The sequence below is a fragment of the Escherichia sp. HH26CH genome (assembly GCF_009820205.1).
Lineage (GTDB): Bacteria > Pseudomonadota > Gammaproteobacteria > Enterobacterales > Enterobacteriaceae > Escherichia > Escherichia coli_F.
Genome location: NZ_VNXM01000020.1, coordinates 1 through 23,564, shown reverse-complemented (window position 1 = coordinate 23,564; position 23,564 = coordinate 1). Strand labels below are relative to the sequence as shown.

Annotated in this window: 25 protein-coding genes and 1 tRNA gene; 14 read left to right on the top strand and 12 right to left on the bottom strand. The window is 51.3% G+C overall.

Annotated elements, in window-relative coordinates; translation table 11 throughout:
• The first annotated feature begins 80 nt into the window (after positions 1-80).
• Complete coding sequence (locus FQ015_RS07855) at positions 81-557, top strand: FxsA family protein (protein WP_001267445.1); 477 nt, start codon at positions 81-83, stop codon at positions 555-557.
• A 15-nt stretch (positions 558-572) separates the two neighbouring features.
• On the opposite strand, the gene yjeH is transcribed toward FQ015_RS07855, so the two are convergent.
• Positions 573-1,829: an L-methionine/branched-chain amino acid transporter gene (yjeH, locus tag FQ015_RS07850; protein ID WP_032185731.1), complete on the bottom strand. Its 1,257-nt coding sequence runs from the start codon at positions 1,827-1,829 to the stop codon at positions 573-575.
• 275 nt (positions 1,830-2,104) lie between these two features.
• On the opposite strand from yjeH, the gene FQ015_RS07845 reads away from it, so the two are divergent.
• The 3 genes from FQ015_RS07845 to FQ015_RS07835 all read left to right on the top strand — a co-directional run bounded on the left by FQ015_RS07845 (position 2,105) and on the right by FQ015_RS07835 (position 4,579).
• A complete protein-coding gene (locus FQ015_RS07845; protein ID WP_001026276.1) occupies positions 2,105-2,398 on the top strand; it encodes a co-chaperone GroES in 294 nt (97 codons plus the stop codon).
• A 43-nt stretch (positions 2,399-2,441) separates the two neighbouring features.
• The gene (gene groL / locus FQ015_RS07840) at positions 2,442-4,088 is read left to right on the top strand and encodes a chaperonin GroEL (RefSeq protein WP_000729117.1); all 1,647 of its coding nucleotides are present in this window, start codon (positions 2,442-2,444) and stop codon (positions 4,086-4,088) included.
• Between the two features lie 137 nt (positions 4,089-4,225).
• Positions 4,226-4,579, top strand: a complete 354-nt coding sequence (locus FQ015_RS07835) for a DUF4156 domain-containing protein (protein ID WP_000558209.1) — start codon at positions 4,226-4,228, stop codon at positions 4,577-4,579.
• Between the two features lie 49 nt (positions 4,580-4,628).
• On the opposite strand, the gene FQ015_RS07830 is transcribed toward FQ015_RS07835, so the two are convergent.
• Positions 4,629-5,498 (bottom strand): YjeJ family protein, encoded by an 870-nt coding sequence (locus tag FQ015_RS07830; protein WP_039021647.1) that lies wholly within the window; start codon positions 5,496-5,498, stop codon positions 4,629-4,631.
• Positions 5,499-5,732: 234 nt separating this feature from the next.
• The gene (epmB, locus tag FQ015_RS07825; RefSeq protein WP_000940518.1) at positions 5,733-6,761 is read right to left on the bottom strand and encodes an EF-P beta-lysylation protein EpmB; all 1,029 of its coding nucleotides are present in this window, start codon (positions 6,759-6,761) and stop codon (positions 5,733-5,735) included.
• Positions 6,762-6,802: 41 nt separating this feature from the next.
• Here epmB and efp point away from each other — a divergent pair, with 41 nt between their 5' ends.
• The 4 genes from efp to sugE all read left to right on the top strand — a co-directional run bounded on the left by efp (position 6,803) and on the right by sugE (position 8,295).
• On the top strand, positions 6,803-7,369 hold the full coding sequence (gene efp, locus FQ015_RS07820; RefSeq protein ID WP_000257278.1) for an elongation factor P: 567 nt from the start codon (positions 6,803-6,805) through the stop codon (positions 7,367-7,369).
• A 51-nt stretch (positions 7,370-7,420) separates the two neighbouring features.
• Positions 7,421-7,546 (top strand): lipoprotein antitoxin entericidin A, encoded by a 126-nt coding sequence (ecnA, locus tag FQ015_RS07815; protein WP_000977757.1) that lies wholly within the window; start codon positions 7,421-7,423, stop codon positions 7,544-7,546.
• Positions 7,547-7,656: 110 nt separating this feature from the next.
• Positions 7,657-7,803: a lipoprotein toxin entericidin B gene (gene ecnB / locus FQ015_RS07810; RefSeq protein WP_000239596.1), complete on the top strand. Its 147-nt coding sequence runs from the start codon at positions 7,657-7,659 to the stop codon at positions 7,801-7,803.
• Positions 7,804-7,977: 174 nt separating this feature from the next.
• Complete coding sequence (sugE, locus tag FQ015_RS07805) at positions 7,978-8,295, top strand: quaternary ammonium compound efflux SMR transporter SugE (RefSeq protein ID WP_039021648.1); 318 nt, start codon at positions 7,978-7,980, stop codon at positions 8,293-8,295.
• Here sugE and blc read toward each other — a convergent pair.
• From blc to frdA, 6 genes are all read right to left on the bottom strand, one after another.
• Positions 8,292-8,825 (bottom strand): lipocalin Blc, encoded by a 534-nt coding sequence (gene blc, locus FQ015_RS07800; protein WP_001238369.1) that lies wholly within the window; start codon positions 8,823-8,825, stop codon positions 8,292-8,294. The genes sugE and blc overlap by 4 nt on opposite strands.
• 88 nt (positions 8,826-8,913) lie before the next feature.
• Entirely contained in the window at positions 8,914-10,047 is a 1,134-nt protein-coding gene (locus FQ015_RS07795) for a BlaEC family class C beta-lactamase (protein ID WP_039021649.1), read from the bottom strand.
• Between the two features lie 62 nt (positions 10,048-10,109).
• On the bottom strand, positions 10,110-10,469 hold the full coding sequence (gene frdD, locus FQ015_RS07790) for a fumarate reductase subunit FrdD (protein ID WP_000609663.1): 360 nt from the start codon (positions 10,467-10,469) through the stop codon (positions 10,110-10,112).
• A gap of 10 nt (positions 10,470-10,479) precedes the next feature.
• The gene (gene frdC / locus FQ015_RS07785; RefSeq protein WP_000208757.1) at positions 10,480-10,875 is read right to left on the bottom strand and encodes a fumarate reductase subunit FrdC; all 396 of its coding nucleotides are present in this window, start codon (positions 10,873-10,875) and stop codon (positions 10,480-10,482) included.
• A gap of 10 nt (positions 10,876-10,885) precedes the next feature.
• Entirely contained in the window at positions 10,886-11,620 is a 735-nt protein-coding gene (frdB, locus tag FQ015_RS07780; protein ID WP_000829498.1) for a fumarate reductase iron-sulfur protein, read from the bottom strand.
• The gene (frdA, locus tag FQ015_RS07775) at positions 11,613-13,421 is read right to left on the bottom strand and encodes a fumarate reductase (quinol) flavoprotein subunit (RefSeq protein WP_001192973.1); all 1,809 of its coding nucleotides are present in this window, start codon (positions 13,419-13,421) and stop codon (positions 11,613-11,615) included. Before frdA ends, frdB begins: the two co-directional genes overlap by 8 nt.
• Positions 13,422-13,745: 324 nt before the next feature.
• Between frdA and epmA the strand changes: the two genes are divergently transcribed.
• The 4 genes from epmA to FQ015_RS07755 all read left to right on the top strand — a co-directional run bounded on the left by epmA (position 13,746) and on the right by FQ015_RS07755 (position 17,135).
• Positions 13,746-14,723 (top strand): elongation factor P--(R)-beta-lysine ligase, encoded by a 978-nt coding sequence (epmA, locus tag FQ015_RS07770; protein WP_000004771.1) that lies wholly within the window; start codon positions 13,746-13,748, stop codon positions 14,721-14,723.
• 218 nt (positions 14,724-14,941) lie between these two features.
• Positions 14,942-16,444 carry a glutamate/gamma-aminobutyrate family transporter YjeM gene (yjeM, locus tag FQ015_RS07765; RefSeq protein WP_039021163.1) on the top strand — a complete coding sequence of 501 codons (1,503 nt, stop codon included), beginning with the start codon at positions 14,942-14,944 and terminating at the stop codon, positions 16,442-16,444.
• Between the two features lie 62 nt (positions 16,445-16,506).
• On the top strand, positions 16,507-16,824 hold the full coding sequence (gene yjeN, locus FQ015_RS07760; RefSeq protein ID WP_039021164.1) for a protein YjeN: 318 nt from the start codon (positions 16,507-16,509) through the stop codon (positions 16,822-16,824).
• Positions 16,821-17,135 carry a YjeO family protein gene (locus FQ015_RS07755; RefSeq protein WP_039021165.1) on the top strand — a complete coding sequence of 105 codons (315 nt, stop codon included), beginning with the start codon at positions 16,821-16,823 and terminating at the stop codon, positions 17,133-17,135. Before yjeN ends, FQ015_RS07755 begins: the two co-directional genes overlap by 4 nt.
• A 30-nt stretch (positions 17,136-17,165) precedes the next feature.
• Here the strand turns inward: FQ015_RS07755 and mscM are convergent, their stop codons facing one another.
• The 3 genes from mscM to rsgA all read right to left on the bottom strand — a co-directional run bounded on the left by mscM (position 17,166) and on the right by rsgA (position 22,628).
• Positions 17,166-20,489, bottom strand: a complete 3,324-nt coding sequence (mscM, locus tag FQ015_RS07750; RefSeq protein ID WP_001236835.1) for a miniconductance mechanosensitive channel MscM — start codon at positions 20,487-20,489, stop codon at positions 17,166-17,168.
• A gap of 21 nt (positions 20,490-20,510) precedes the next feature.
• Positions 20,511-21,479, bottom strand: coding sequence for an archaetidylserine decarboxylase (asd, locus tag FQ015_RS07745; protein WP_032185738.1), 969 nt, complete (start codon positions 21,477-21,479; stop codon positions 20,511-20,513).
• Between the two features lie 96 nt (positions 21,480-21,575).
• Complete coding sequence (gene rsgA, locus FQ015_RS07740) at positions 21,576-22,628, bottom strand: small ribosomal subunit biogenesis GTPase RsgA (RefSeq protein WP_000041977.1); 1,053 nt, start codon at positions 22,626-22,628, stop codon at positions 21,576-21,578.
• 94 nt (positions 22,629-22,722) lie between these two features.
• On the opposite strand from rsgA, the gene orn reads away from it, so the two are divergent.
• Both orn and FQ015_RS07730 read left to right on the top strand, forming a co-directional pair.
• Positions 22,723-23,268: an oligoribonuclease gene (gene orn, locus FQ015_RS07735; protein ID WP_001295188.1), complete on the top strand. Its 546-nt coding sequence runs from the start codon at positions 22,723-22,725 to the stop codon at positions 23,266-23,268.
• A 210-nt stretch (positions 23,269-23,478) separates the two neighbouring features.
• Positions 23,479-23,554: transfer RNA gene (locus FQ015_RS07730), tRNA-Gly, on the top strand.
• The last annotated feature ends 10 nt before the right edge of the window (positions 23,555-23,564 follow it).

Genomic DNA, 23,564 nt, shown 5'->3' with positions numbered 1-23,564 from the left:
TGACCACAATATAAGCTGAACGCGATTCGCAACCCATTCAGGTAGCCGGGTTTAACCGGCTGCTATTACAGGAGAAACCTTTGCGCTGGTTACCTTTTATTGCCATTTTTCTTTATGTCTATATTGAGATTTCAATCTTTATTCAAGTTGCCCATGTATTGGGGGTATTGCTGACCCTCGTGCTGGTTATATTCACGTCAGTTATCGGTATGTCACTGGTACGTAACCAGGGCTTTAAGAATTTCGTGCTGATGCAGCAAAAAATGGCGGCAGGTGAAAACCCAGCGGCGGAGATGATTAAAAGTGTTTCGCTGATCATTGCCGGTTTGCTGCTTTTATTACCGGGCTTTTTCACCGACTTCCTCGGTCTTCTGCTTTTATTACCGCCGGTGCAAAAGCATCTGACAGTGAAGTTGATGCCGCATTTGCGCTTTTCTCGCATGCCAGGCGGCGGTTTTAGCGCAGGGACCGGTGGCGGTAATACTTTTGATGGTGAGTATCAGCGAAAGGATGATGACCGCGACCGCCTTGATCATAAAGACGATCGCCAGGATTAATGCCGAAACGCCGGATTATGTGGTTATGCCATTTTCCGGCGTTTTTCGTTTTGGCAGAAACAGCCATAACCCCGCCAGCATGATCAGCGCATAGAGACTTTTCCAGCCGACCATTGCCAGTAACAGAACGCATAACAGCCCGCCAACCACCGCCAGTAGTCGATAACGTCCTTGCAATAATTTACAGCCTGCCAGCATGCATAACAGATAAATCATAATAAAGATGCCATTGGCATAAATAATAAGAGCGTCCAGATTGATCTCTAAAGCATGAATCACCAACGTGCTCACCACGCAGCAGCCGAGCACCGCATTGAGGGCATTATTCGGGATATGACGAGAAGAGAGGCGTGCCAGGTAGTGGTCAGGATTATGTTGCGCCTGCGACCAGACCAGGCGGGCGAAGCTCTGTATATAAATGTTGAGACTGGCAAAGCAGGCCAGATAGCCAATCACGCAGGCAATCCATAACGCTCCTACACCGAACAGTTGCACTACAATTTTTGGAAGCGATGCTGCTGCCGCCATTTGTTCACCATAGGCGTCGAAGTGTAAGACGACTACCGTACAGCCCCAGTAGACTAATCCTGCCAGCAGCAGACCAATCATCAAAGCACGAGGAAAATCACGCTCTGGATTTTTAAATTCCGAGGCAAGATGGGCAAATGCCTCCAGGCCGACAAAGCACCAGAACATCACTGATAACGCAGCAAATAACCCGGTAAGTTCGATATTTCCTGGCGCAGGGAAGGGGATATTCGCAGGTTTGATATCGCCCGCCCACCAGATAGCGACAATCAGCGCGACGATAAGTCCGGCAATAACTGTTTGTAGATTAGCACTGGAACTGGCACCGCGAGTACCGATATACCACACCAGCGCCAGCGTACCGAGTTCTGCCAACAACAGTTGCCAGCTATGCCAGCCAAACATTGCCTGGCCGAACCCGGCGGCAATTTGTAGCGCGGCAGGCAAACCCACGGGAATGACCGATAAAAATAACCAGCCGGTGACTCGCTCAAGCCGCGAACCAAACGCCATACCGACGAAGTGTGCGACGCCGCCTGCACTGGGATAGTGGCGACCCAGAATCGCAAACACAATTGCAATCGGGAACACTAAGATAATCAAAACGGGCCACGCCCACAGGCTGGTATTGCCTGCTACCAGTGCAGCTAACGCAGGAACGGCAAACACGCCAGTGCCTAATAATGACGTCGATAGCAGGCCGATGCCCTGGGCCAGCCCCAGTTCTTGTTTGAGTCCACTCATGGGTTGATGTCCGATTGCGCCCAAATCTTGGGCAACTGCGTAGATTTTCGATGGTAGCACAATCAGATTCGCTTATGACGGCGATGAATAAATTGCGATGAAATGTGAGGTGAATCAGTGTTTTCACCCGATTTTGTGCTGATCAGAATTTTTTTTCATTTTCCCCCTTGAAGGGGCGAAGCCTCACCCCCATTTCTCTGGTCACCAGCCGGGAAACCACGTAAGGTCCGGCGTCACCCATAACAGATACGGACTTTCTCAAAGGAGAGTTATCAATGAATATTCGTCCATTGCATGATCGCGTGATCGTCAAGCGTAAAGAAGTTGAAACTAAATCTGCTGGCGGCATCGTTCTGACCGGCTCTGCAGCGGCTAAATCTACCCGTGGCGAAGTGCTGGCTGTCGGCAATGGCCGTATCCTTGAAAATGGCGAAGTGAAGCCGCTGGACGTGAAAGTTGGCGACATCGTTATTTTCAACGATGGCTACGGTGTGAAATCTGAGAAGATCGACAATGAAGAAGTGTTGATCATGTCCGAAAGCGACATTCTGGCAATTGTTGAAGCGTAATCCGCGCACGACACTGAACATACGAATTTAAGGAATAAAGATAATGGCAGCTAAAGACGTAAAATTCGGTAACGACGCTCGTGTGAAAATGCTGCGCGGCGTAAACGTACTGGCAGATGCAGTGAAAGTTACCCTCGGTCCGAAAGGCCGTAACGTAGTTCTGGATAAATCTTTCGGTGCACCGACCATCACCAAAGATGGTGTTTCCGTTGCTCGTGAAATCGAACTGGAAGACAAGTTCGAAAACATGGGTGCGCAGATGGTGAAAGAAGTTGCCTCTAAAGCGAACGACGCTGCAGGCGACGGTACCACCACCGCAACCGTACTGGCTCAGGCTATCATCACTGAAGGCCTGAAAGCTGTTGCTGCGGGCATGAACCCGATGGACCTGAAACGTGGTATCGACAAAGCCGTTACCGCTGCAGTTGAAGAACTGAAAGCCCTGTCCGTACCGTGCTCTGACTCTAAAGCGATTGCTCAGGTTGGTACCATCTCCGCTAACTCCGACGAAACCGTAGGTAAACTGATCGCTGAAGCGATGGACAAAGTCGGTAAAGAAGGCGTTATCACCGTTGAAGACGGTACTGGTCTGCAGGACGAACTGGACGTGGTTGAAGGTATGCAGTTCGACCGTGGTTACCTGTCTCCTTACTTCATCAACAAGCCGGAAACTGGCGCAGTAGAACTGGAAAGCCCGTTCATCCTGCTGGCTGACAAGAAAATCTCCAACATCCGCGAAATGCTGCCGGTTCTGGAAGCCGTTGCAAAAGCAGGCAAACCGCTGCTGATCATCGCTGAAGATGTTGAAGGCGAAGCGCTGGCAACTCTGGTTGTTAACACCATGCGTGGCATCGTGAAAGTCGCTGCGGTTAAAGCACCGGGCTTCGGCGATCGTCGTAAAGCTATGCTGCAGGATATCGCAACCCTGACTGGCGGTACCGTGATCTCTGAAGAGATTGGTATGGAGCTGGAAAAAGCAACCCTGGAAGACTTGGGTCAGGCTAAACGTGTTGTGATCAACAAAGACACCACCACTATCATCGATGGCGTGGGTGAAGAAGCTGCAATCCAGGGCCGTGTTGCTCAGATCCGTCAGCAGATTGAAGAAGCAACTTCTGACTACGACCGTGAAAAACTGCAGGAGCGCGTAGCGAAACTGGCAGGCGGCGTTGCAGTTATCAAAGTTGGTGCTGCTACCGAAGTTGAAATGAAAGAGAAAAAAGCACGCGTTGAAGACGCCCTGCACGCGACCCGTGCTGCGGTAGAAGAAGGCGTGGTTGCTGGTGGTGGTGTTGCGCTGATCCGCGTAGCGTCTAAACTGGCAGACCTGCGTGGTCAGAACGAAGACCAGAACGTAGGTATCAAAGTTGCACTGCGTGCAATGGAAGCTCCGCTGCGTCAGATCGTCCTGAACTGCGGCGAAGAACCGTCTGTTGTTGCTAACACCGTTAAAGGCGGCGACGGCAACTACGGTTACAACGCAGCAACCGAAGAATACGGCAACATGATCGACATGGGTATCCTGGACCCAACCAAAGTAACCCGCTCTGCTCTGCAGTACGCGGCTTCTGTGGCTGGCCTGATGATCACCACCGAGTGCATGGTTACCGACCTGCCGAAAAACGATGCAGCTGACTTAGGCGCTGCTGGCGGTATGGGCGGCATGGGTGGCATGGGCGGCATGATGTAATTGCCCTGCAACTCGCAGAAATAAACAAACCCCCGGGCAGAAATGTCTGGGGGTTTTTCTTTTAGTCATCTTTCTAGTATAAGATTCAGACACGGACGACGCGAGTGGCGTCCAGCTCATTGATTATGGGGAATAACATGCACGTAAAATACTTAGCAGGGATTGTCGGTGCCGCGCTACTGATGGCGGGTTGTAGCTCCAGCAACGAATTGAGTGCTGCCGGTCAGAGTGTACGCATTGTGGACGAGCAGCCAGGTGCGGAGTGCCAGCTGATTGGTACTGCGACAGGTAAGCAAAGTAACTGGCTTTCCGGGCAACACGGTGAAGAAGGCGGTTCTATGCGCGGCGCAGCAAACGATCTGCGCAACCAGGCAGCGGCAATGGGTGGTAACGTGATTTATGGTATCAGCAGCCCGTCGCAGGGAATGTTGTCCAGTTTTGTCCCGACGGATAGTCAGATTATCGGCCAGGTATATAAGTGCCCGAATTGATGTGATTCAGAGGCTGGATGACTCCAGCCTCGCATTAGCAAAGATGAGATTATTTTGCTTGTGGTGCACTTTTGCTGATGGACTGAACACGTAAGTGATGCAGCGCGCGTAAGCATTGATCCTGGGTTAGCGGTTGGGTGTTATTTGCCGCTACGGTGCGAACATAGACCTGACATGGCACACCCGCGAGTTTTTTCAATCTAGGGCTGAAATCAAGCATCCGGCGAGTGATAGCCTCCACTTCTTTACCCGGTGTTGCTTCACGCGTTTTCACTACTGCGCCGCTAAATTGCTCTTTGCCACTTTCATCTTTAAAGCGATAAAGTACCGCCAGATAATGACTAAACAGATTATGTTTCCATTCTGGTTGGGAATAGGTGTCATATTCCAGATTGCCATTGTCCTGGCAGTCAACGTCGTATAACGGCAGGAAATCTAAGAGTGATGTAATACGTAATGCCAGTTCGCGCATTTCCGCATTATTAATTGCATGAATGATTGCTCGCGCCAGCATTTCAATCTGCAACTCATTGACGACTAACTCACATTTGCTACCGTCATGTAGCGTTAATACGAAGATAAGATTTTCACCCTGATTATCGGTAAGTTCCAGCGTGTTAACTCGACGATTAATATCGGCATTTTTAAGCTCATCAACCAGAATTTCTGGGATATTTTCTGCCATTTTCTTAATGACTTTATCGCGAGCTTGCTCATACTGAAGGCGTGCTGCAGCATCCAGTTTATGCTTTTGATGCAGACGGCTTTCCAGCGCAATCAGCAGGTCTCGCAGTTCCATGACAGACATAAAGAACAACGATTCTTTATTGCGAGGCTCTTTAATTTTCAGCGCCAGTGCAATGAAATTATTACTCTTGCGAATAACACCGGTATTAACTCCCTTGATGCTTATGGCCATGTAGGTTCTCCCTAACCATTTCTCAATTAAATAATTAATTTTAATTTATAAGCCAGATAAATGGGCTTGGTAGTAATAGTTGTTAAAATAACATAAATAGCCGTGCTCACTCTATATAAACAGAAAAGAAAGGTTAATTATTGGTGTTGGTTATATAAAAAGTAATAACAGCAATGTATATGAATAATTAAAGGTTATGCAACGTGCAAAGATTAAACTTCCCTGTTTAATCAGTTACTGCTGGCGTAGCTGGAGATCCAGTGGCGTTTTACTGGGTTCGCCGCCAATCTCGCGCGCCAGTTTCGGCACCATATATCCAGATACCAGCGTCAGCAACTCACGCATAATCTGCCGTGCTTCGTCATCACTCACCATAAAATGCGCCGCGCCCTGTACTTTATCGAGCACATGCAGGTAATACGGCATCACGCCCGCATCGAACAACGCATTACTCAGGTTTGCCAGCGTTTGTGCGTTATCATTCACACCACGTAACAGAACGCTCTGGTTCAGCAAAGTAACGCCTACCCGGCGCAACTTAGCCATCGCCTGGCGGAATGTTTCATCTACCTCATTGGCATGGTTGATGTGATTCACCAGCAAGATTTGCAGCGTAGAATGTGAAAAGCGTTCAACCAGCGCATCTGTGATGCGTGCCGGGATAACAATCGGCAGACGGCTGTGAATCCGCAGACGTTTGATATGCGGGATGGCTTCCAGTTGTGTAAGCAACCAGTCCAGCTCGTGATCTTTCGCCATCAGCGGATCGCCGCCGGAGAAAATCATCTCGTCCAGTTCCGGATGCGCAGCAACATACTCAAGTGCAGTCTGCCAGTTACGCTTGTTGCCCTGATTTTCGGCATACGGGAAATGGCGACGAAAGCAATAGCGGCAATTTACCGCGCAGCCGCCTTTGACCAGCAAAAGCGCCCGGTTGTGGTATTTATGCAACAAACCTGGCACTACGCTGTGCTGTTCTTCCAGCGGGTCGGTGGAGAATCCGGGCGCGACGACAAACTCATCTTGCGAGGTAAGTACCTGACGCAAAAGTGGATCGTCCGGATTGCCTTTCTCCATGCGATCGATAAATGAGCGGGGCACACGCAGGGCAAACAGCTTTTTGGCGCTGCGTCCGGCCAACAGTTTTTCGTCCGCGTCTATATTCAAAAGACGCAGAAGTTCATCAGGATCGGTCACAACATCGGCAAGTTGCGTTAACCAATCTTCTCTGGATGGGGTATTTAGGGTTACAATATGCGCCATTTTGTGGCTTAGCTACCAATTAACAAATTTCAGAGGGCCTTATGGCAACGTACTATAGCAACGATTTTCGTGCTGGTCTTAAAATCATGTTAGACGGCGAACCTTACGCGGTTGAAGCGAGTGAATTCGTAAAACCGGGTAAAGGCCAGGCATTTGCTCGCGTTAAACTGCGTCGTCTGCTGACCGGTACTCGCGTAGAAAAAACCTTCAAATCTACTGATTCCGCTGAAGGCGCTGATGTTGTCGATATGAACCTGACTTACCTGTACAACGACGGTGAGTTCTGGCACTTCATGAACAACGAAACTTTCGAGCAACTGTCTGCTGATGCAAAAGCAATTGGCGACAACGCTAAATGGTTGCTGGATCAGGCAGAGTGTATCGTAACTCTGTGGAATGGTCAGCCGATCTCCGTTACTCCGCCGAACTTTGTTGAACTGGAAATCGTTGATACCGATCCAGGCCTGAAAGGGGATACCGCAGGTACTGGCGGCAAACCGGCTACCCTGTCTACTGGCGCAGTGGTTAAAGTTCCGCTGTTCGTACAGATCGGAGAAGTCATCAAAGTGGATACCCGCTCTGGTGAATACGTCTCTCGCGTGAAGTAATGCGGTTTTGGTGCGGCCTGTTGGCTGCACCATCACTTATTCTGGTCAGAGATGATGAAACGCCTTATCGTTCTTGTTTTGCTTGCCAGCACGCTGCTCACGGGCTGTAACACCGCTCGCGGTTTCGGCGAAGATATCAAACATCTCGGCAACTCAATCTCCCGCGCTGCCAGCTAGTTTTTCTTCTCTTCCGAAAAATCATCAGATTTCCGTCATTTTTGGCGATGTTGTCTATTATTAATTTGCTATAGGCAAACATAAATAACATTACCTAAAAGGAAGACGTTATGGTGAAGAAGACAATTGCAGCGATCTTTTCTGTTCTGGTGCTTTCAACAGTATTAACTGCTTGCAACACCACGCGTGGCGTTGGTGAAGACATTTCTGATGGCGGTAACGCGATTTCTGGCGCAGCAACGAAAGCGCAGCAGTAAGCAATAACGGTACGACAGTTATGTCGTGCCGTTTGTTTTTTTGCGATAGTCACAAAGGTAATAGTTGAAATTCCCCTGCCACCTGGCAAAATATCCGTTCAACCATCAGCTTTGCAGGACGACCTGCAAACGCCTCTTTTCACCGGGGACGGCCCCAATTCTCCGGAGCCTGATATGTCCTGGATTATCTTAGTTATTGCTGGTCTGCTGGAAGTGGTATGGGCCGTTGGCCTGAAATATACCCACGGCTTTAGTCGTTTGACGCCTAGTGTTATTACCGTGACGGCGATGATTGTCAGTATGGCGTTACTTGCCTGGGCAATGAAATCGTTACCGGTGGGGACGGCTTATGCTGTGTGGACGGGGATTGGCGCAGTCGGCGCGGCTATCATCGGCATTGTGCTGCTCGGTGAGTCCGCTAACCCGATGCGCCTGGCGAGCCTGGCGTTAATCGTATTGGGGATTATTGGTCTGAAACTCAGCACTCACTAACTACCGGGCTGCTGTACCCAAATAAACTTACTGACATCAAACCCTTCCCGGGTCGCGACTGCCAGCATCTCCTGTTTCACTTCGTCAGAAATGGTTGGCGTGCGGGAGAGTATCCACAGGTAGTCGCGATCCGGGCCGCAAACCAGCGCATGGCGGTATTCCCGATCAAGTGCAATGACGTTATAACCGCCATAGAAAGGGCCAAAGAATGACACTTTCAGCGCAGCGCGAGTTGGTGCGCCGGTAAAGTACGCTTTCCCTTCACTCTGCTGCCACATTTCTCTGTCAGGATTATAGCCTTTATTAATGACATTCAGGCCGCCATCATCCCGCAGACTGTATGTTGCGGTGACTTTTTCCAGTCCACGTTCAAAGCGGTGATCAAAACGGGCAATCTCATACCAGGTACCGAGATAACGTTTGGCGTCGAAATTATTCACTACTGTCACGCCACGCGGCGGCGTAGGAGAACTGCAGGCAACGACCAGAAATGCAGCTGTCGCTGCGGCAACGAGAGGGAGCAGGCGCATAAATGTTTCCTTACTGGTTTTTTTCTAAGTGTAGATGACAGCAAGGAAAAGCGGAGAAAAGGTCCGAAAATTCGGACCCGATGAAATTTTACTGTAGAGCGTTGAGAATCTGCGAGGCGGCGGCAACTCTCGCTGGATTGGGATAGTTTTTGTTAGCCAGCATCACAATGCCCAGCTCTTTTTCTGGAATAAACGCGACATAGCTACCAAATCCACCGGTCGCCCCCGTTTTATGTACCCATGATGCGCGTACTGCAGGAGTTGGGGGCGTAATCGCTTTTACGGGGCGTGCTGCCAGTGCAATTTTATTATCACTGCCGTTTATGATGGTGTCAGGATTTACCGGCCAGTCCAGCATTTCCCAGCCCAGGCCCTGATACATATCGCCGGTTTGCCAGTAGCGAGATTGTGCCAGTTGTATCCCTTGTTGAAGTGTTTTCTCATTGATATCAAGGGGTTTTAAATTGCTTTGCACCCAGCGGGCCATATCTTCAATGGTCGACTTCACACCATAAGCTTCAGCATCTAACGCCCCTGGCGAAACATGCACTGCCTTACCTTCGCGATATCCCCAGGCGTAATGCTTTTCTTCTGCGGACGGCACATTAATCCACGTATGAGTGAGTTTGAGTGGCTGGAAAACACGAGTTTGCATCGCCTGTTCAAAGCTCAAACCGGATGGTTTCACCGCCAGTGCACCGAACAACCCAATACTGGCGTTGGCATACAGACGTTGTGTTCCTGGAGCCCATGCAGGTTGCCAGTTTTGATAGAAGCGCAGCAAGTCGCTTGAGGATTTAACATCATCCGGCACCTGTAACGGCAGGCCGCCAGCGGTGTAGGTCGCAAGATGTAATAGTGTGATCCCATTCCATTGTTTAGCGGTAAGTTCAGGCCAGTATTTTGTCGCGGGATCGCTTAACTTGATTTCCCCTCGTGCAATAGCGTCGCCACCAAGCACGCCCGTAAATGTTTTGCTGACCGAGCCTAACTCAAACAGCGTTTGCTGCGTGACGGGCTGCTTTTTATCTACGTCCGCATAGCCCCAGGTAAAGTAATAAGGTTTACCCTGATAAATTACCGCCACCGCCATACCGGGGATCTTTTGTTGCTCTATAAGCGGGGTAATTGTGCGATGCACAATATCGTTGATTTGTTGAGGGGCAGCAAATGTGGAGCAAGAGGCGGTAATTAATAAGGCGCAGAGCGTCGTTTTGAACATAGGGTCTGGTTTCCATACAAAACGGCCCGCCATAGGCGGGCCGGATTTACATTGGCGATGCGTTAGATTGTAACGACACCAATCAGTGTGACAACTGTCAGGATAGCAGCCAGACCGTAGAAAACCCATTTGCCCGCAGGTACGTGGATTTTCAGATCGTGCATCGCGTGGTGCATACGGTGTAAACCACACCACAGTGGCAGAACGATCATCAGGAACAGGAATACGCGACCAATGAAGCTTTGCGCGAACGCCAGAACGCGCTCGTAGCTCAGCGCATCACCCGGAAACAGCCCCAGCGGCAGCAGAATACCCACCAGCAGGATCATCACCGGCGCAATGATGGCGCTCCACATACCACCGGCCCCGAAGAGGCCCCAGAATACCGGTTCGTCAGAACGCTTTGGATTTGGATTAATCATCTCAGGCTCCTTACCAGTACAGGGCAACAAACAGGATTACGATGGTGGCAACCACGGTTACCGCCCAGAGACTTTTGATAATTGGCTCTGGTCCCATTTTTTCGTCTTTTACAATGATATTGGCCGCTTTCGGTGCCAGCTCAAACCAGGTTTTGGTGTGCAGCAGGGCTGCCGCCAGAGTGATCAGGTTAATGATCACGATAACCGGGTTTTGTAAAAAGTCGACGAATCCCGCCCAGGCTTCCGGGCCATTTTTCAGGGCAAACAACCCGAAAATCAGTTCAATGCTGAACCACACAGCCGGAACCGCCGTGCCTTCGCGCAGCATGTAAAAGCGATAAAACGGCAATTTTTTCCACCAGGTGGACGTCATTGGCCGTACATACGGTTTACGTTTAGTCGTCATGTTGCACTCCTTAGCGTGGTTTCAGGGTCGCGATAAGAAAGTCTTTCGAACTTTCTACTTTGCCCTGCTGAATGGCCGCAGCCGGATCGACGTGTTTCGGACAGACTTCGGAGCAGTAGCCCACGAAAGTACAGCTCCATACGCCGTTCTGGCTGTTCAACTGCGCCATACGCTCCTTCTTACCGTGGTCGCGGCTATCTTCGTTATAACGATGCGCCAGCGTAATGGCAGCCGGACCGATGAACTCGGGGTTCAGGCCAAACTGCGGGCACGCGGCATAGCACAGACCACAGTTGATGCAACCGGAGAACTGGTGATACTTCGCCATCTGCGCCGGGGTCTGGATGTTAGTACCCTGATCCGCGGTGCGGGAGTTGCCGATGATGTACGGTTTGATCGCTTCCAGACTTTCGATGAAGTGGGTCATATCGACCACCAGATCGCGTTCAATCGGGAAGTTAGCTAACGCTTCAACCTTCATACCGTCGGTGTAATCACGCAAGAAGGTTTTACATGCCAGTTTTGGCACGTTGTTAACCATCATGCCGCAGGAACCACAAATCGCCATACGGCAGGACCAGCGGTAGCTCAGGTCCGGTGCCAGGTTGTCTTTGATGTAGCCCAGCGCATCCAGTAATGAGGTAGTTGCGTCATAAGGCACTTCATAGAATGCGCTATGCGGTGCGGTATCGACTTCCGGGTTATAGCGCACCACCTCAATTTTCAGGTTTTTCATCTCAGCCATTCGCCTTCTCCTTCTTATTGGCTGCTTCCGCCTTATCGGCTGCATCCGCTTCGCCACCGTAAACGCGTTTAGCTGGCGGCAGCGTAGTAATCTTCACGTCGCTGTACTCCAGGCGAGTAGTGCCATCAGCATCGCGGAAGGCGAGGGTGTGTTTGAGGAAGTTGACGTCGTCACGCTCGGTGCAACCTTCGTCCAGACGCTGGTGCGCGCCGCGGGACTCTTTACGTGCCATTGCGGAGTGCGCCATACATTCAGCAACGTTCAGACCGTGACCCAGTTCAATGGTGTAGAGCAGGTCGGTGTTGAACACGCTGGAGGTGTCGGTGATGCGCACGCGCTTGAAGCGTTCCTGCAGCTCAGCCAGCTTGTCGATGGTTTTCTGCATCAGTTCCGGCGTACGGTAGATACCGCAACCTTCTTCCATTGCCAGGCCCATTTCGTCGCGGATCTTCGCCCAGTTTTCGCCGCCATCCTGGTTAACCAGATCTTTCAGACGTTGTTCAACGCCAGCTGCCTGCGCTTCAATTGCCGCTTCGTTGCCATTACCGGCAGTTGCTGCACGCTCTGTCGCTTGTTCACCGGCCAGACGGCCGAAGACCACCAGTTCCGCCAGGGAGTTGGAGCCCAGACGGTTTGCACCGTGCAGACCAACAGAGGAACATTCACCCACGGCGAACAGACCTTTAATGCGGGTTTCACAGTTCTGATCGGTTTCGATACCGCCCATGGTGTAGTGCGCGGTCGGACGTACCGGAATCGGTTCTTTAACCGGATCGACGCCAACGTACGCTTTCGCCAGTTCGCAGATGAACGGCAGACGTTCGTGCAGTTTTTTCTCGCCGAGGTGACGCAGGTCGAGGTAAACCACATCGCCACGCGGTGTGGAGATGGTGTTGCCTTTACGCCATTCATGCCAGAAGGCCTGAGAAACTTTGTCGCGTGGACCCAGTTCCATATATTTGTTTTTCGGCTCGCCCAGTGGAGTTTCCGGACCCATGCCGTAATCTTGCAGATAACGGTAGCCATTTTTGTTGACCAGAATACCGCCTTCACCGCGGCAGCCTTCGGTCATCAAGATACCGGAACCTGGCAGACCGGTTGGGTGATACTGAACGAATTCCATGTCACGCAGCGGAACGCCGTGGCTTAGCGCCATACCCATACCGTCACCGGTAACGATGCCGCCGTTGGTGTTGTAACGATAAACGCGACCTGCACCGCCGGTAGCCATAACGACCGCGTTAGCACGGATCTGCACCAGCGTGCCTTCCATCATGTTCATTGCTACCAGGCCGCGAACATGACCATCATCAACCAGAATATCCAGTACGAAGTGCTCGTCAAAACGCTGGATCTGCGGGAATTGCAGAGAGGTCTGGAACAGCGTGTGCAGCATATGGAAGCCGGTTTTATCGGCGGCGAACCAGGTACGCTCGATTTTCATGCCGCCGAAGCGACGTACGTTGACGCTACCATCCGGGCGACGGCTCCATGGGCATCCCCACAGTTCCAGTTGGGTCATTTCGGTTGGGCAGTGGTGGACGAAATAATCCACGACATCCTGCTCACACAACCAGTCGCCACCCGCTACTGTATCGTGAAAGTGATATTCGAAGCTGTCATGATCCTGCGCGACAGCGGCGGAGCCCCCTTCTGCAGCAACGGTATGGCTACGCATAGGGTATACTTTTGAGATTAGTGCGATTTTTGCATTTGGATTTGCCTGCGCGGCAGCAATTGCAGCACGTAATCCCGCGCCACCGGCGCCTACAATGGCAAGATCGGCTTGAAAGGTTTGCACGACATTCCTCCAGATTGTTTTTATCCCACAGCCCCGTACTTCAGGGTAAGTGCCTGAAAGTTACGGTCTGCGAACGCTATTCCACTGCTCCTTTATAGGTACAACAGTATAGTCTGATGGATAAGTCTGAAATTTGACGAGATCGATTTTTTTAGTGCGCAAGAGGGCTAAATTATCACTGAAGATGATTAATTTAATTACTAAACCATCAGATCGTGCTTTTTTTAGTCACCGCCCACCGTTGATTGATACCTGCGTAAAATTTGTCTCGCCGCCGCGTTGCGAGTAGACTTCGTGCCCTTGTCAAAAAATGGAGATTTAACTATGAGCGAAACGGCATCCTGGCAGCCGAGCGCATCCATTCCTAACTTATTAAAACGCGCGGCGATTATGGCGGAGATCCGTCGTTTCTTTGCCGATCGTGGAGTGCTGGAGGTGGAGACGCCTTGTATGAGCCAGGCGACGGTAACCGATATTCATTTGGTCCCGTTTGAGACGCGTTTCGTTGGCCCCGGGCATTCGCAGGGGATGAATCTCTGGTTAATGACCAGCCCGGAATACCATATGAAACGCCTGCTGGTTGCCGGTTGTGGGCCGGTTTTCCAGCTGTGTCGCAGCTTCCGTAATGAAGAGATGGGGCGTTATCACAACCCTGAATTCACTATGCTTGAGTGGTATCGACCGCACTATGATATGTACCGGTTGATGAACGAGGTGGACGATCTCTTGCAACAGGTGCTGGACTGCCCGGCAGCAGAAAGTCTTTCTTATCAACAAGCTTTCTTGCGTTATCTGGAAATTGACCCACTCTCTGCCGACAAAACGCAACTGCGGGAAGTGGCAGCGAAACTGGATTTGAGCAACGTTGCCGATACCGAAGAAGACCGCGACACGCTGCTACAACTGCTGTTTACCTTTGGCGTAGAGCCAAATATTGGCAAAGAAAAACCGACCTTTGTGTACCACTTTCCGGCCAGCCAGGCATCACTGGCGCAAATCAGTACCGAAGATCATCGGGTCGCTGAACGCTTTGAGGTTTATTATAAAGGTATTGAGCTGGCGAATGGTTTCCATGAATTGACGGATGCCCGTGAGCAGCAACAACGTTTTGAACAAGATAACCGTAAGCGCGCGGCGCGCGGTTTGCCGCAGCACCCCATTGACCAGAATCTTATTGAAGCCTTGAAAGTCGGTATGCCTGACTGTTCCGGCGTGGCATTAGGCGTTGATCGTCTGGTGATGTTGGCGCTGGGCGCGGAGACACTGGCTGAAGTCATCGCCTTTAGCGTTGACCGGGCATAATTCTGAAAAATTACTGAATTAACCGCGAAGAATGGCGTGATGAGCGCCATTCTGTAGCATATGTTTTCATTTTTCCGCTAAAGGCCACAATTTAAGACTGGATATTTGATATCATCCAGGTATCAATTCTGTATTGGTTTTTACGCTGCCCGCTCAATGTTGGGCGGTGCAGTTCAGTGGGCGCGTTTTATACACGCGCTGAAATGAAGGATGGTTTCATGCCTCACACGATAAAAAAGATGAGTCTGATAGGACTCATATTGATGATCTTTACTTCCGTATTTGGATTTGCCAATAGCCCATCGGCTTATTACTTAATGGGTTATAGTGCGATTCCCTTTTATATATTTTCTGCATTGTTATTCTTTATTCCATTCGCCTTAATGATGGCTGAAATGGGCGCTGCGTATCGCAAAGAAGAAGGCGGTATCTATTCCTGGATGAATAATAGTGTCGGACCACGTTTTGCCTTCATTGGTACGTTTATGTGGTTTTCCTCTTATATCATCTGGATGGTGAGCACCTCCGCGAAAGTTTGGGTACCGTTCTCAACATTTCTCTACGGTAGCGACATGACCCAGCACTGGCGTATTGCCGGACTGGAACCTACGCAGGTGGTTGGTCTGCTGGCAGTGGCATGGATGATTCTGGTCACCGTCGTTGCTTCAAAAGGGATTAATAAAATTGCCCGCATTACTGCGGTGGGCGGTATTGCAGTAATGTGCCTGAATTTAGTATTACTGTTAGTAAGCATTACTATTTTGTTATTAAATGGTGGGCATTTCGCGCAGGATATTAATTTCCTTGCATCACCGAACCCAGGTTATCAGTCCGGTCTGGCAATGCTATCGTTTGTGGTATTTGCTATTTTTGCCTATGGCGGAATTGAAGCGGTGGGTGGTCTGGTCGATAAAACGGAAAATCCAGAAAAGAACTTTGCCAAAGGTATTGTTTTTGCCGCTATTGTTATTTCAATCGGTTATTCGCTGGCAATATTTTTATGGGGCGTCAGCACAAACTGGCAGCAGGTATTAAGTAATGGTTCCGTTAACCTCGGCAATATTACCTATGTGCTGATGAAGAGCCTCGGAATGACGCTGGGTAACGCACTGCATTTGTCACCTGAAGCGTCATTGTCGCTGGGTGTGTGGTTTGCGCGTATTACCGGACTGTCGATGTTCCTCGCCTATACCGGTGCGTTCTTTACGCTTTGCTATTCACCGCTGAAAGCCATCATCCAGGGGACGCCGAAAGCATTGTGGCCGGAACCGATGACTCGCCTGAATACGATGGGTATGCCTTCTATCGCAATGTGGATGCAGTGCGGGCTGGTTACTGTCTTCATCCTGCTGGTTTCGTTTGGTGGCGGTACCGCATCGGCGTTCTTTAACAAACTGACGCTGATGGCGAACGTGTCTATGACGCTTCCTTACCTGTTCCTCGCGCTGGCTTTCCCGTTCTTTAAAGCACGTCAGGATCTCGACAGACCGTTTGTGATTTTCAAAACACATATGTCGGCAATGATTGCGACAGTGGTTGTCGTACTGGTGGTGACATTTGCGAACGTGTTCACCATCATTCAACCTGTGGTTGAAGCCGGAGACTGGGACAGCACATTGTGGATGATTGGCGGCCCTGTCTTCTTCTCGCTGTTAGCGATGGCGATTTACCAGAACTATTGCAGTCGCAAGGCGAACAAACCTGAGTTAGCTCTCGACTGATCCTATGGAATCCTGCAACTCATCGTCTCTCCGGCGATGAGTTGTCTGGTAAGGAAGACGTTATGGACAACGGTAGTCGGGATCCAGTGATAACCGAAGATGAAATCAGGGCGCTGCAATTTTCTGCCTGGGATGTAGCGGAAATAGAGCAGACTATTCTCTCTTTTGTCGATGACTGTCACACCCGTAAAGTGGCAATGGTGGTCGGTAATACCATTAATACCCTCAAAGATCGCGATGGTTCGCGGTGGGGAAACCTGCCTGATATCTATTGCACTTACCTGATCAGGTGCCTGGTTTTTCGTGGGGAATTAATCGGGTATGGTGATTTGTTCCGCATGCGTTATAGCGAAATTAAACTACCGATTGAAGCATCATGAGTGCTCGTCAGTTTATTTTATGCTGCATATGGTTCTTCGTATCTGTTCTCTGGATTCTGATAATGTCCGCGCTGGACAAAGAGTGGATGATTGATGGACGCGGGATTAATAACGTCTGCGATGTGCTGATGTATCTCGAAGATGACGATACCCGTGATGTCGGTGTGATAATGACGTTACCGCTCTTTTTCCCTTTTCTCTGGTTCGCTTTGTGGCGAAAAAAACGCGGCTGGTTTATGTACGCCACCGCGCTGGCTATTTTCGGCTACTGGTTGTGGCAGTTTTTTCTGCGCTATCAGTTTTGCTTGTGAGCCGGATGGGTTCATCCGGCCACAAAGACCTTACAAACTTCCCGCCTGACGACCTTTGCCCGCAGAAGTTAATGTTCTCCCCGTTTGTTTACCGTTGAGGCTTTCCAGACGCATCTGGAAGGGCGGGAATGGCATATCGATACCGTGGGCATGGAATCCTGCCAGAATCAGCTGGTGAATCTCATGGCGTAGTGGCATGCGGTGACCCATCTCAGCGGCGTAAATACGCAGCTCGAAAATCTGAATCCCCTGTTGTAGATCCACCAGGAAGACTTCCGGTGCTGGGTTATCGATCACCAGCGAGCAGCGACGCGCTGCGGTGAGCAGGATTTCCGTCACTTCTTCACTGTTGGCATCGGCAGGGGCCGGAATCGTCAACACCACGCGCGTGACCGAGTCAGAGAGCGACCAGTTGATAAACTGCTCGGTAATAAACGCCTTGTTCGGCACGATAATTTCTTTGCGGTCCCAGTCGCTGATGGTGGTGGCGCGGGTGTTAATTTTCGTCACACTACCGGTGAGATCGCGGATCGTCACCGTATCGCCAATGCGAATCGGTTTTTCGAACAGGATGATCAGGCCAGAGATAAAGTTGGCGAAAATTTCCTGCAAACCAAAGCCCAGACCAACACCGAGCGCGGCGACCAGCCACTGCAATTTCGACCACTCAATACCAATCATTGAGAAGCCGACCAGCCCGCCAATCAGCATCAGCAGATATTTGGTGATGGTGGTGATGGCGTAACCAGTGCCCGGCGTTAAATCGAGGTGCTGCAAAATCGCCAGTTCCAGCAGCGCGGGCAGGTTGCGCACCAGCTGTGTGGTGATGATAAACACCAGAATGGCAATTAGCACCGCACCGAGGGTAATCGGCTCCAAACTTTCTACGCCCTGTACCGTGGAAGTGACATCCCACAGCGAAATATTTTCGAGGAAGCCGAAAGCGGAATGGATTTCTGACCACAGCACAATGACCGAAAGCAAGGCGATCAACATCAAAATTGAGCGCACCAGCCGCAAGGATTGCGCACTGATGGCATCGAGATCGACTTCGCTTTCATCGACTTCAATTGCCCCTTCCGGGCTACTGTGATGATGCGCTTCCTCTTCGCCACGCGCACGCTGCGCTAACATCTCTGCCCGGCGATGCTTCGCCCGGTCAAACGCCAGCCTGCGCCGCTGGATCAGCATCCAGCGGCGGATAACGTGATAAACCACCAGTAGCAGGAACCAGATGGCAACCGAGGTTTCAAGCCTCGCTAACAGTGCCTGCGCCGTTGCCAGATAACCCACCGCCGACGCCAGGATGGCTACCAACGGTGCGCCAATCATCATGTTCCACAGCATATGGTTGGTAATGTTGTCGCCGCTGCCTTCTTTGTTGAGATACAACGGAATCCCGGCCTTTTTCAGGCTGAGGGTGACTACCGCCAGTGCACCGCAAATGAGGATAAAACAAAGCCGTCCCAGCGAACCGGAGAATTCACGGTCGTCGAGGTTATCGAACATCATCAGCGCCATAATCAGCGGCACAATAAGCCCGATGCTCATCAGGTAGTAACGCATCCCACGGGAAACCCGTTCGCGTGGCCAGCCGAAATGAGCGATAAACAAGCCGTTCGGACGGGCAAAGGTGGCGCAAATCATCACTACCCACAGCAGCGGTACGGTGGCCGTTACGCCATCACCAATTGCGACCGCCAGCGGATAAGGCCACGCCTCGCGCAAGCCGTAACCCAGCGTCATCCACAGCACCGGTAGCGGTGATGCGACGAGAATCGACCAGAAAAGGGTGCGCAACGTCAGCCAGAAGTGATCCTGAGTCACTTTGCCGACTTTCGCCGCCGAACGTTCAAGAAAACGGGTGAAATAGCGGCGCGAGTAAATACTGCAACCGACCAGAATCAACGCGCCAAACAGCGGCAAAATCGTCTCTTTGCTGGTCAGCATCATTACGCTGGCTTTGCCCAACTGACTGAAGGTGTCCAGCGAAATGAGACGACGCAGATCCTGGGCGATCTCCAGCGGCCAGGCGATGGTCATCGGGCGCACGTCAGAAGTCCAGAACAGGTAGCGGTGCGTCGCTTCATTCACTTCTTTCAGCGCATCTTCCAGTTGCCCGTTGGAGACTTTCAGCTTGGTCAGCTCCAGCAGTAACGTGTCGCCACCCTGCAACAATGAGTTCAGCAACTCACGCTGAGTGCGTAGCTGTGCTTCCAGAATACGGTTTTGCTCGGCGGTCAGCGGCTGACCGTCTGCCTGATGGATTTGCCTTAGCAACGGCTGTTTATTAAGCAGATCCTCATAACGTAAGCGTTGCACACGCAACTGTGCCATTTCGGTATCAAGCTGTTGTGGTTTCGGCATTTCCGGTAGCCGTGCCACCTGCGCCCGCAACGCTTCGCCGAGCAGGTTGGACGATCCCAGCCATTGTGATTGTTCACGCAGCGTATTCAACGCCTGCCGGACCTGTAGTGTCTGGCTGGCAGCCTGACGCTGTTGCGAGGCAACGAGATCCATCCGCTGCGCCTGTTGATTCAACGCCGCCGACAGCTCGCGGTTAATTTTGAATTGCGCGACGATATCTTTCGGCAAGTCGGCGCTGTTTTCTGCCAGAAGTTCGGTGCTTTCCAGCGCCCGCTCCGCCTCAAGCTGGCGTTGGCTGTTCAACTGATTACGCAAGGCCTGCAAATACGCATCCAGTTGCTGGCTCTCTTTTTCCGCCAGCTCTGAGCGCAAGCGCGCTAATTCTTGCCTGTTATTGGCAGACAGCTGCGCCAATTCCAGTTCATCAACGAGCGCCTTCAGTCGTGCAGAGTCAGATTGCAAAGCAAAATTTTGCGCCTGATTAAGCGGGGTATTGCCGGTAAGCGTTCCAAGGCGGCGCTCGATTTCATTCAACTGGCGGCGGGCGTCAGTTTGCTGTTGCGGCAGTTGATTCAGCGAATCGGCAATCTCGCGGGCGCGCTCTTGCTCTTGCTGGGCCTGACGGCTCTTATCCAGTAACTGACTGCTGACCTGGAGAATTTCCTGATTCAGCGCGTCGGTAGACATTCCCGGCGATACGCTGCGCGGCTCGTCACGCATGTTGTTTAATTGCGCGCGCAGAGTAGCGGAGAGTTTCGGGTAATTATCAATGACTTCTTGATATTGCTTGATGCGCTCAAGGGAACCTTTTCGTTCCTCAAGCGCATTTAAGGCGGACTGGAGTGCCTCTACGACTTCCGGCTGAGCGGGTTTCGCCGCTTTTGCCTGCTCCAGTTCCTGGGTGATTTGTTTACTATCGGGGGCCGTCGCGGCGTACGCCCCCCAACTGAGGCACCAGGCCATCAGAAAAGTGATAATCAGGCGCACGTCAGCGTTTCCTTTGATGGATTAGACTTGGTCTTTTTTGTCGTCAACCAATGGGCTGGCGTCGTGTTCTGCCTCGATCTCTTCGGCAGGAAGCGGGGCAGGTTCTGCGTCTGGCGCAACAAAGGTTTCGGTAGATACTGCCAGTGGCTGACCAATTTTCGTGACAGACAGGCTTTCCAGTTGCTCAACCAGATTAACTTTACCCGGTGCAAACAGGTTGATAACGGTAGAGCCGAGTTTAAAGCGACCCATTTCCTGGCCTTTCAGCAGCGCCACAGAACCGTCGTTTTCTCCGGCAGGCCAGGTCCAGCGCTTGATGATGCCTTCGCGCGGCGGCGTAATGGTGCCCGCCCAGACAGTTTCAATGCTGCCAACAATCGTCGCCCCGACCAGAATCTGCGCCATCGGGCCAAATTCGGTATCGAACAGGCAGATCACGCGTTCGTTACGGGCAAACAGATTCGGCACGTTCTGAGCGGTGAGATGGTTAACGGAGAAGAGATCGCCCGGCACATAGATCATCTCACGCAGAATACCGTTGCACGGCATGTGTACGCGGTGGTAGTCACGCGGAGAGAGGTAAGTGGTCACAAACGTACCGTTACGGAAAAGATCCGCCATCAGATAGTTCCCTGCCAGCAGAGCTTCGAGGCTGTAGTTGTGGCCTTTAGCTTGCAGGATTTTATCTTCTTCGATTTTACCTAACTGGCTGATAACGCCATCGGCAGGCATGACCAGTACATTAGGATCGGTATCGATTGGGCGTACTTCGTCACGCAGCGGACGGACAAAGAATTCGTTAAAGGTGCGGTAGCTGGCGGTGTCCGGCTTTTGCGCCTCTTTCATGTCGACCTTGTAGTATTTAACGAACAGATCGATAACCAGTTTTGTCAGCCATCCTGCCCGCTTGCTTGCGCCCCAACCCGCCAGGCGAGTAAGCCATAATTTCGGCAGAATGTACTGTAGCGAAAGTTTAAATGAATTTAACAAGGTAGCCTCCAGGCCATTGTTTTGTCGTTCCTGATCCGGCCTACATGCCGGATCCTGAAAAAAAGGGGACGATTCTAACGACGGTTAGCTTAATTGTCAGTCATCCGTATCAGAAAAGTTTTTACGCGTTTTTACCTGCGCCATGCTTTCCAGAATACGGTGATAGTTTTCGAAACGGGTTTCCGCGATTTTCCCTTCCTCAACCGCTTCCCGGATAGCGCAGCCCGGATCGGTATCGTGTTTGCAATCGCGATATTTACACAGACCTAAGTAGTCATGGAATTCGACAAAACCCCGAGTAATTTGTTCCGGTTCCAGATGCCAGAGACCAAACTCACGCACACCTGGGGAATCAATCACATCACCGCCGTGCGGGAAGTGATACAGCCGCGCGGCAGTCGTGGTGTGCTGACCAAGCCCCGAGTTATCCGAGACGTCGTTGGTCAGGATCTCTTTTTGCAGCCCCAGCAACGCGTTCAGAAGACTGGATTTGCCGACGCCAGACTGCCCGGCAAAAATACTGATGCGCCCGGTCAACGCCTCTTCCAGCGGTTTCAGTCCATCCTGAGTATGGCTGGAAACCATCAATACGCGATAACCGATATTGCGGTAGATATCCATCTGCTCGTTGACGAATTCCATGCCTTCGTCGTCCAGCAGGTCTATCTTGTTGAGCACAATAATCGGCTCAATCTGCAAGGTTTCGCAGGCCACCAGGTAACGGTCGATAATATTGAGCGACAGCTCCGGCAAAATGGCGGAGACAATGACAATCTGGTCGATGTTGGCAGCAATGGGTTTCACACCGTCGTAGAAATCCGGGCGCGTCAACACTGAGGTGCGCTCATGCACCGCTTCCACGATCCCTTTGACATTTACGCCTTCCGCCGCCGGTTTTCCCGGACGCCAGACTACGCGATCGCCGGTCACCAGCGAACGGATGGTACGGCGAATATTGCAGCGGTGAACGTCGCCATCGGCGGATTCCACATCAGCGTGCATACCAAAGCGGCTGATGACGATACCTTCATCAGGCTCGCCAAACAGATTGTCGTCGTAGTCGGGCTTCTCCTTAGACGTTTTAAGACGACGCTGGTGATTGGCGTTCACGCGGCGCTGCTGGCCTTTGGAGAGTTTATTTTTACTCAATCGTACAGACTCCTGGTCGCCCCTGATGGGCAAAACATCTATGATACACGCAATTGTGGATCAATATAGTCACTGTGAATGGGTGGAAAATAGCATGAGTGCCAATGAAAACAACCTGATTTGGATCGATCTTGAGATGACCGGTCTGGATCCCGAGCGCGATCGCATTATTGAGATTGCCACGCTGGTGACCGATGCCAACCTGAATATTCTGGCAGAAGGGCCGACCATTGCAGTACATCAGTCCGATGAACAGCTGGCGCTGATGGATGACTGGAACGTGCGCACCCATACCGCCAGCGGGCTGGTGGAGCGCGTGAAAGCGAGCACGATGGGCGATCGGGAAGCTGAACTGGCAACGCTCGAATTTTTAAAACAGTGGGTGCCTGCGGGAAAATCGCCGATTTGCGGTAACAGCATCGGCCAGGATCGTCGCTTCTTGTTTAAATACATGCCGGAGCTGGAAGCCTACTTCCACTACCGTTATCTGGATGTCAGCACACTGAAAGAGCTGGCGCGCCGCTGGAAGCCGGAAATTCTTGATGGTTTTACCAAACAGGGGACGCATCAGGCGATGGATGATATCCGTGAGTCGGTGGCGGAGCTGGCTTACTACCGCGAGCATTTTATCAAGCTGTAAAATTTGTTCTGGTCACGTAACCGCCGGAATCCACTTGCGGCGGCGTGATTTTGACGCTAAATTGAACGTCTTGCTGATAATTTCAGCACTTGAGATAAAAACTCAAAAAAAATTTTTTAGGGGGGTTGCAGAGGGAAAGATTTCTCGTATAATGCGCCTCCCGTAACGACGCAGAAATGCGAAAATTACGAAAGCAAAATTAAGCAGTACGCGGGAATAGCTCAGTTGGTAGAGCACGACCTTGCCAAGGTCGGGGTCGCGAGTTCGAGTCTCGTTTCCCGCTCCAAAATTTGAAA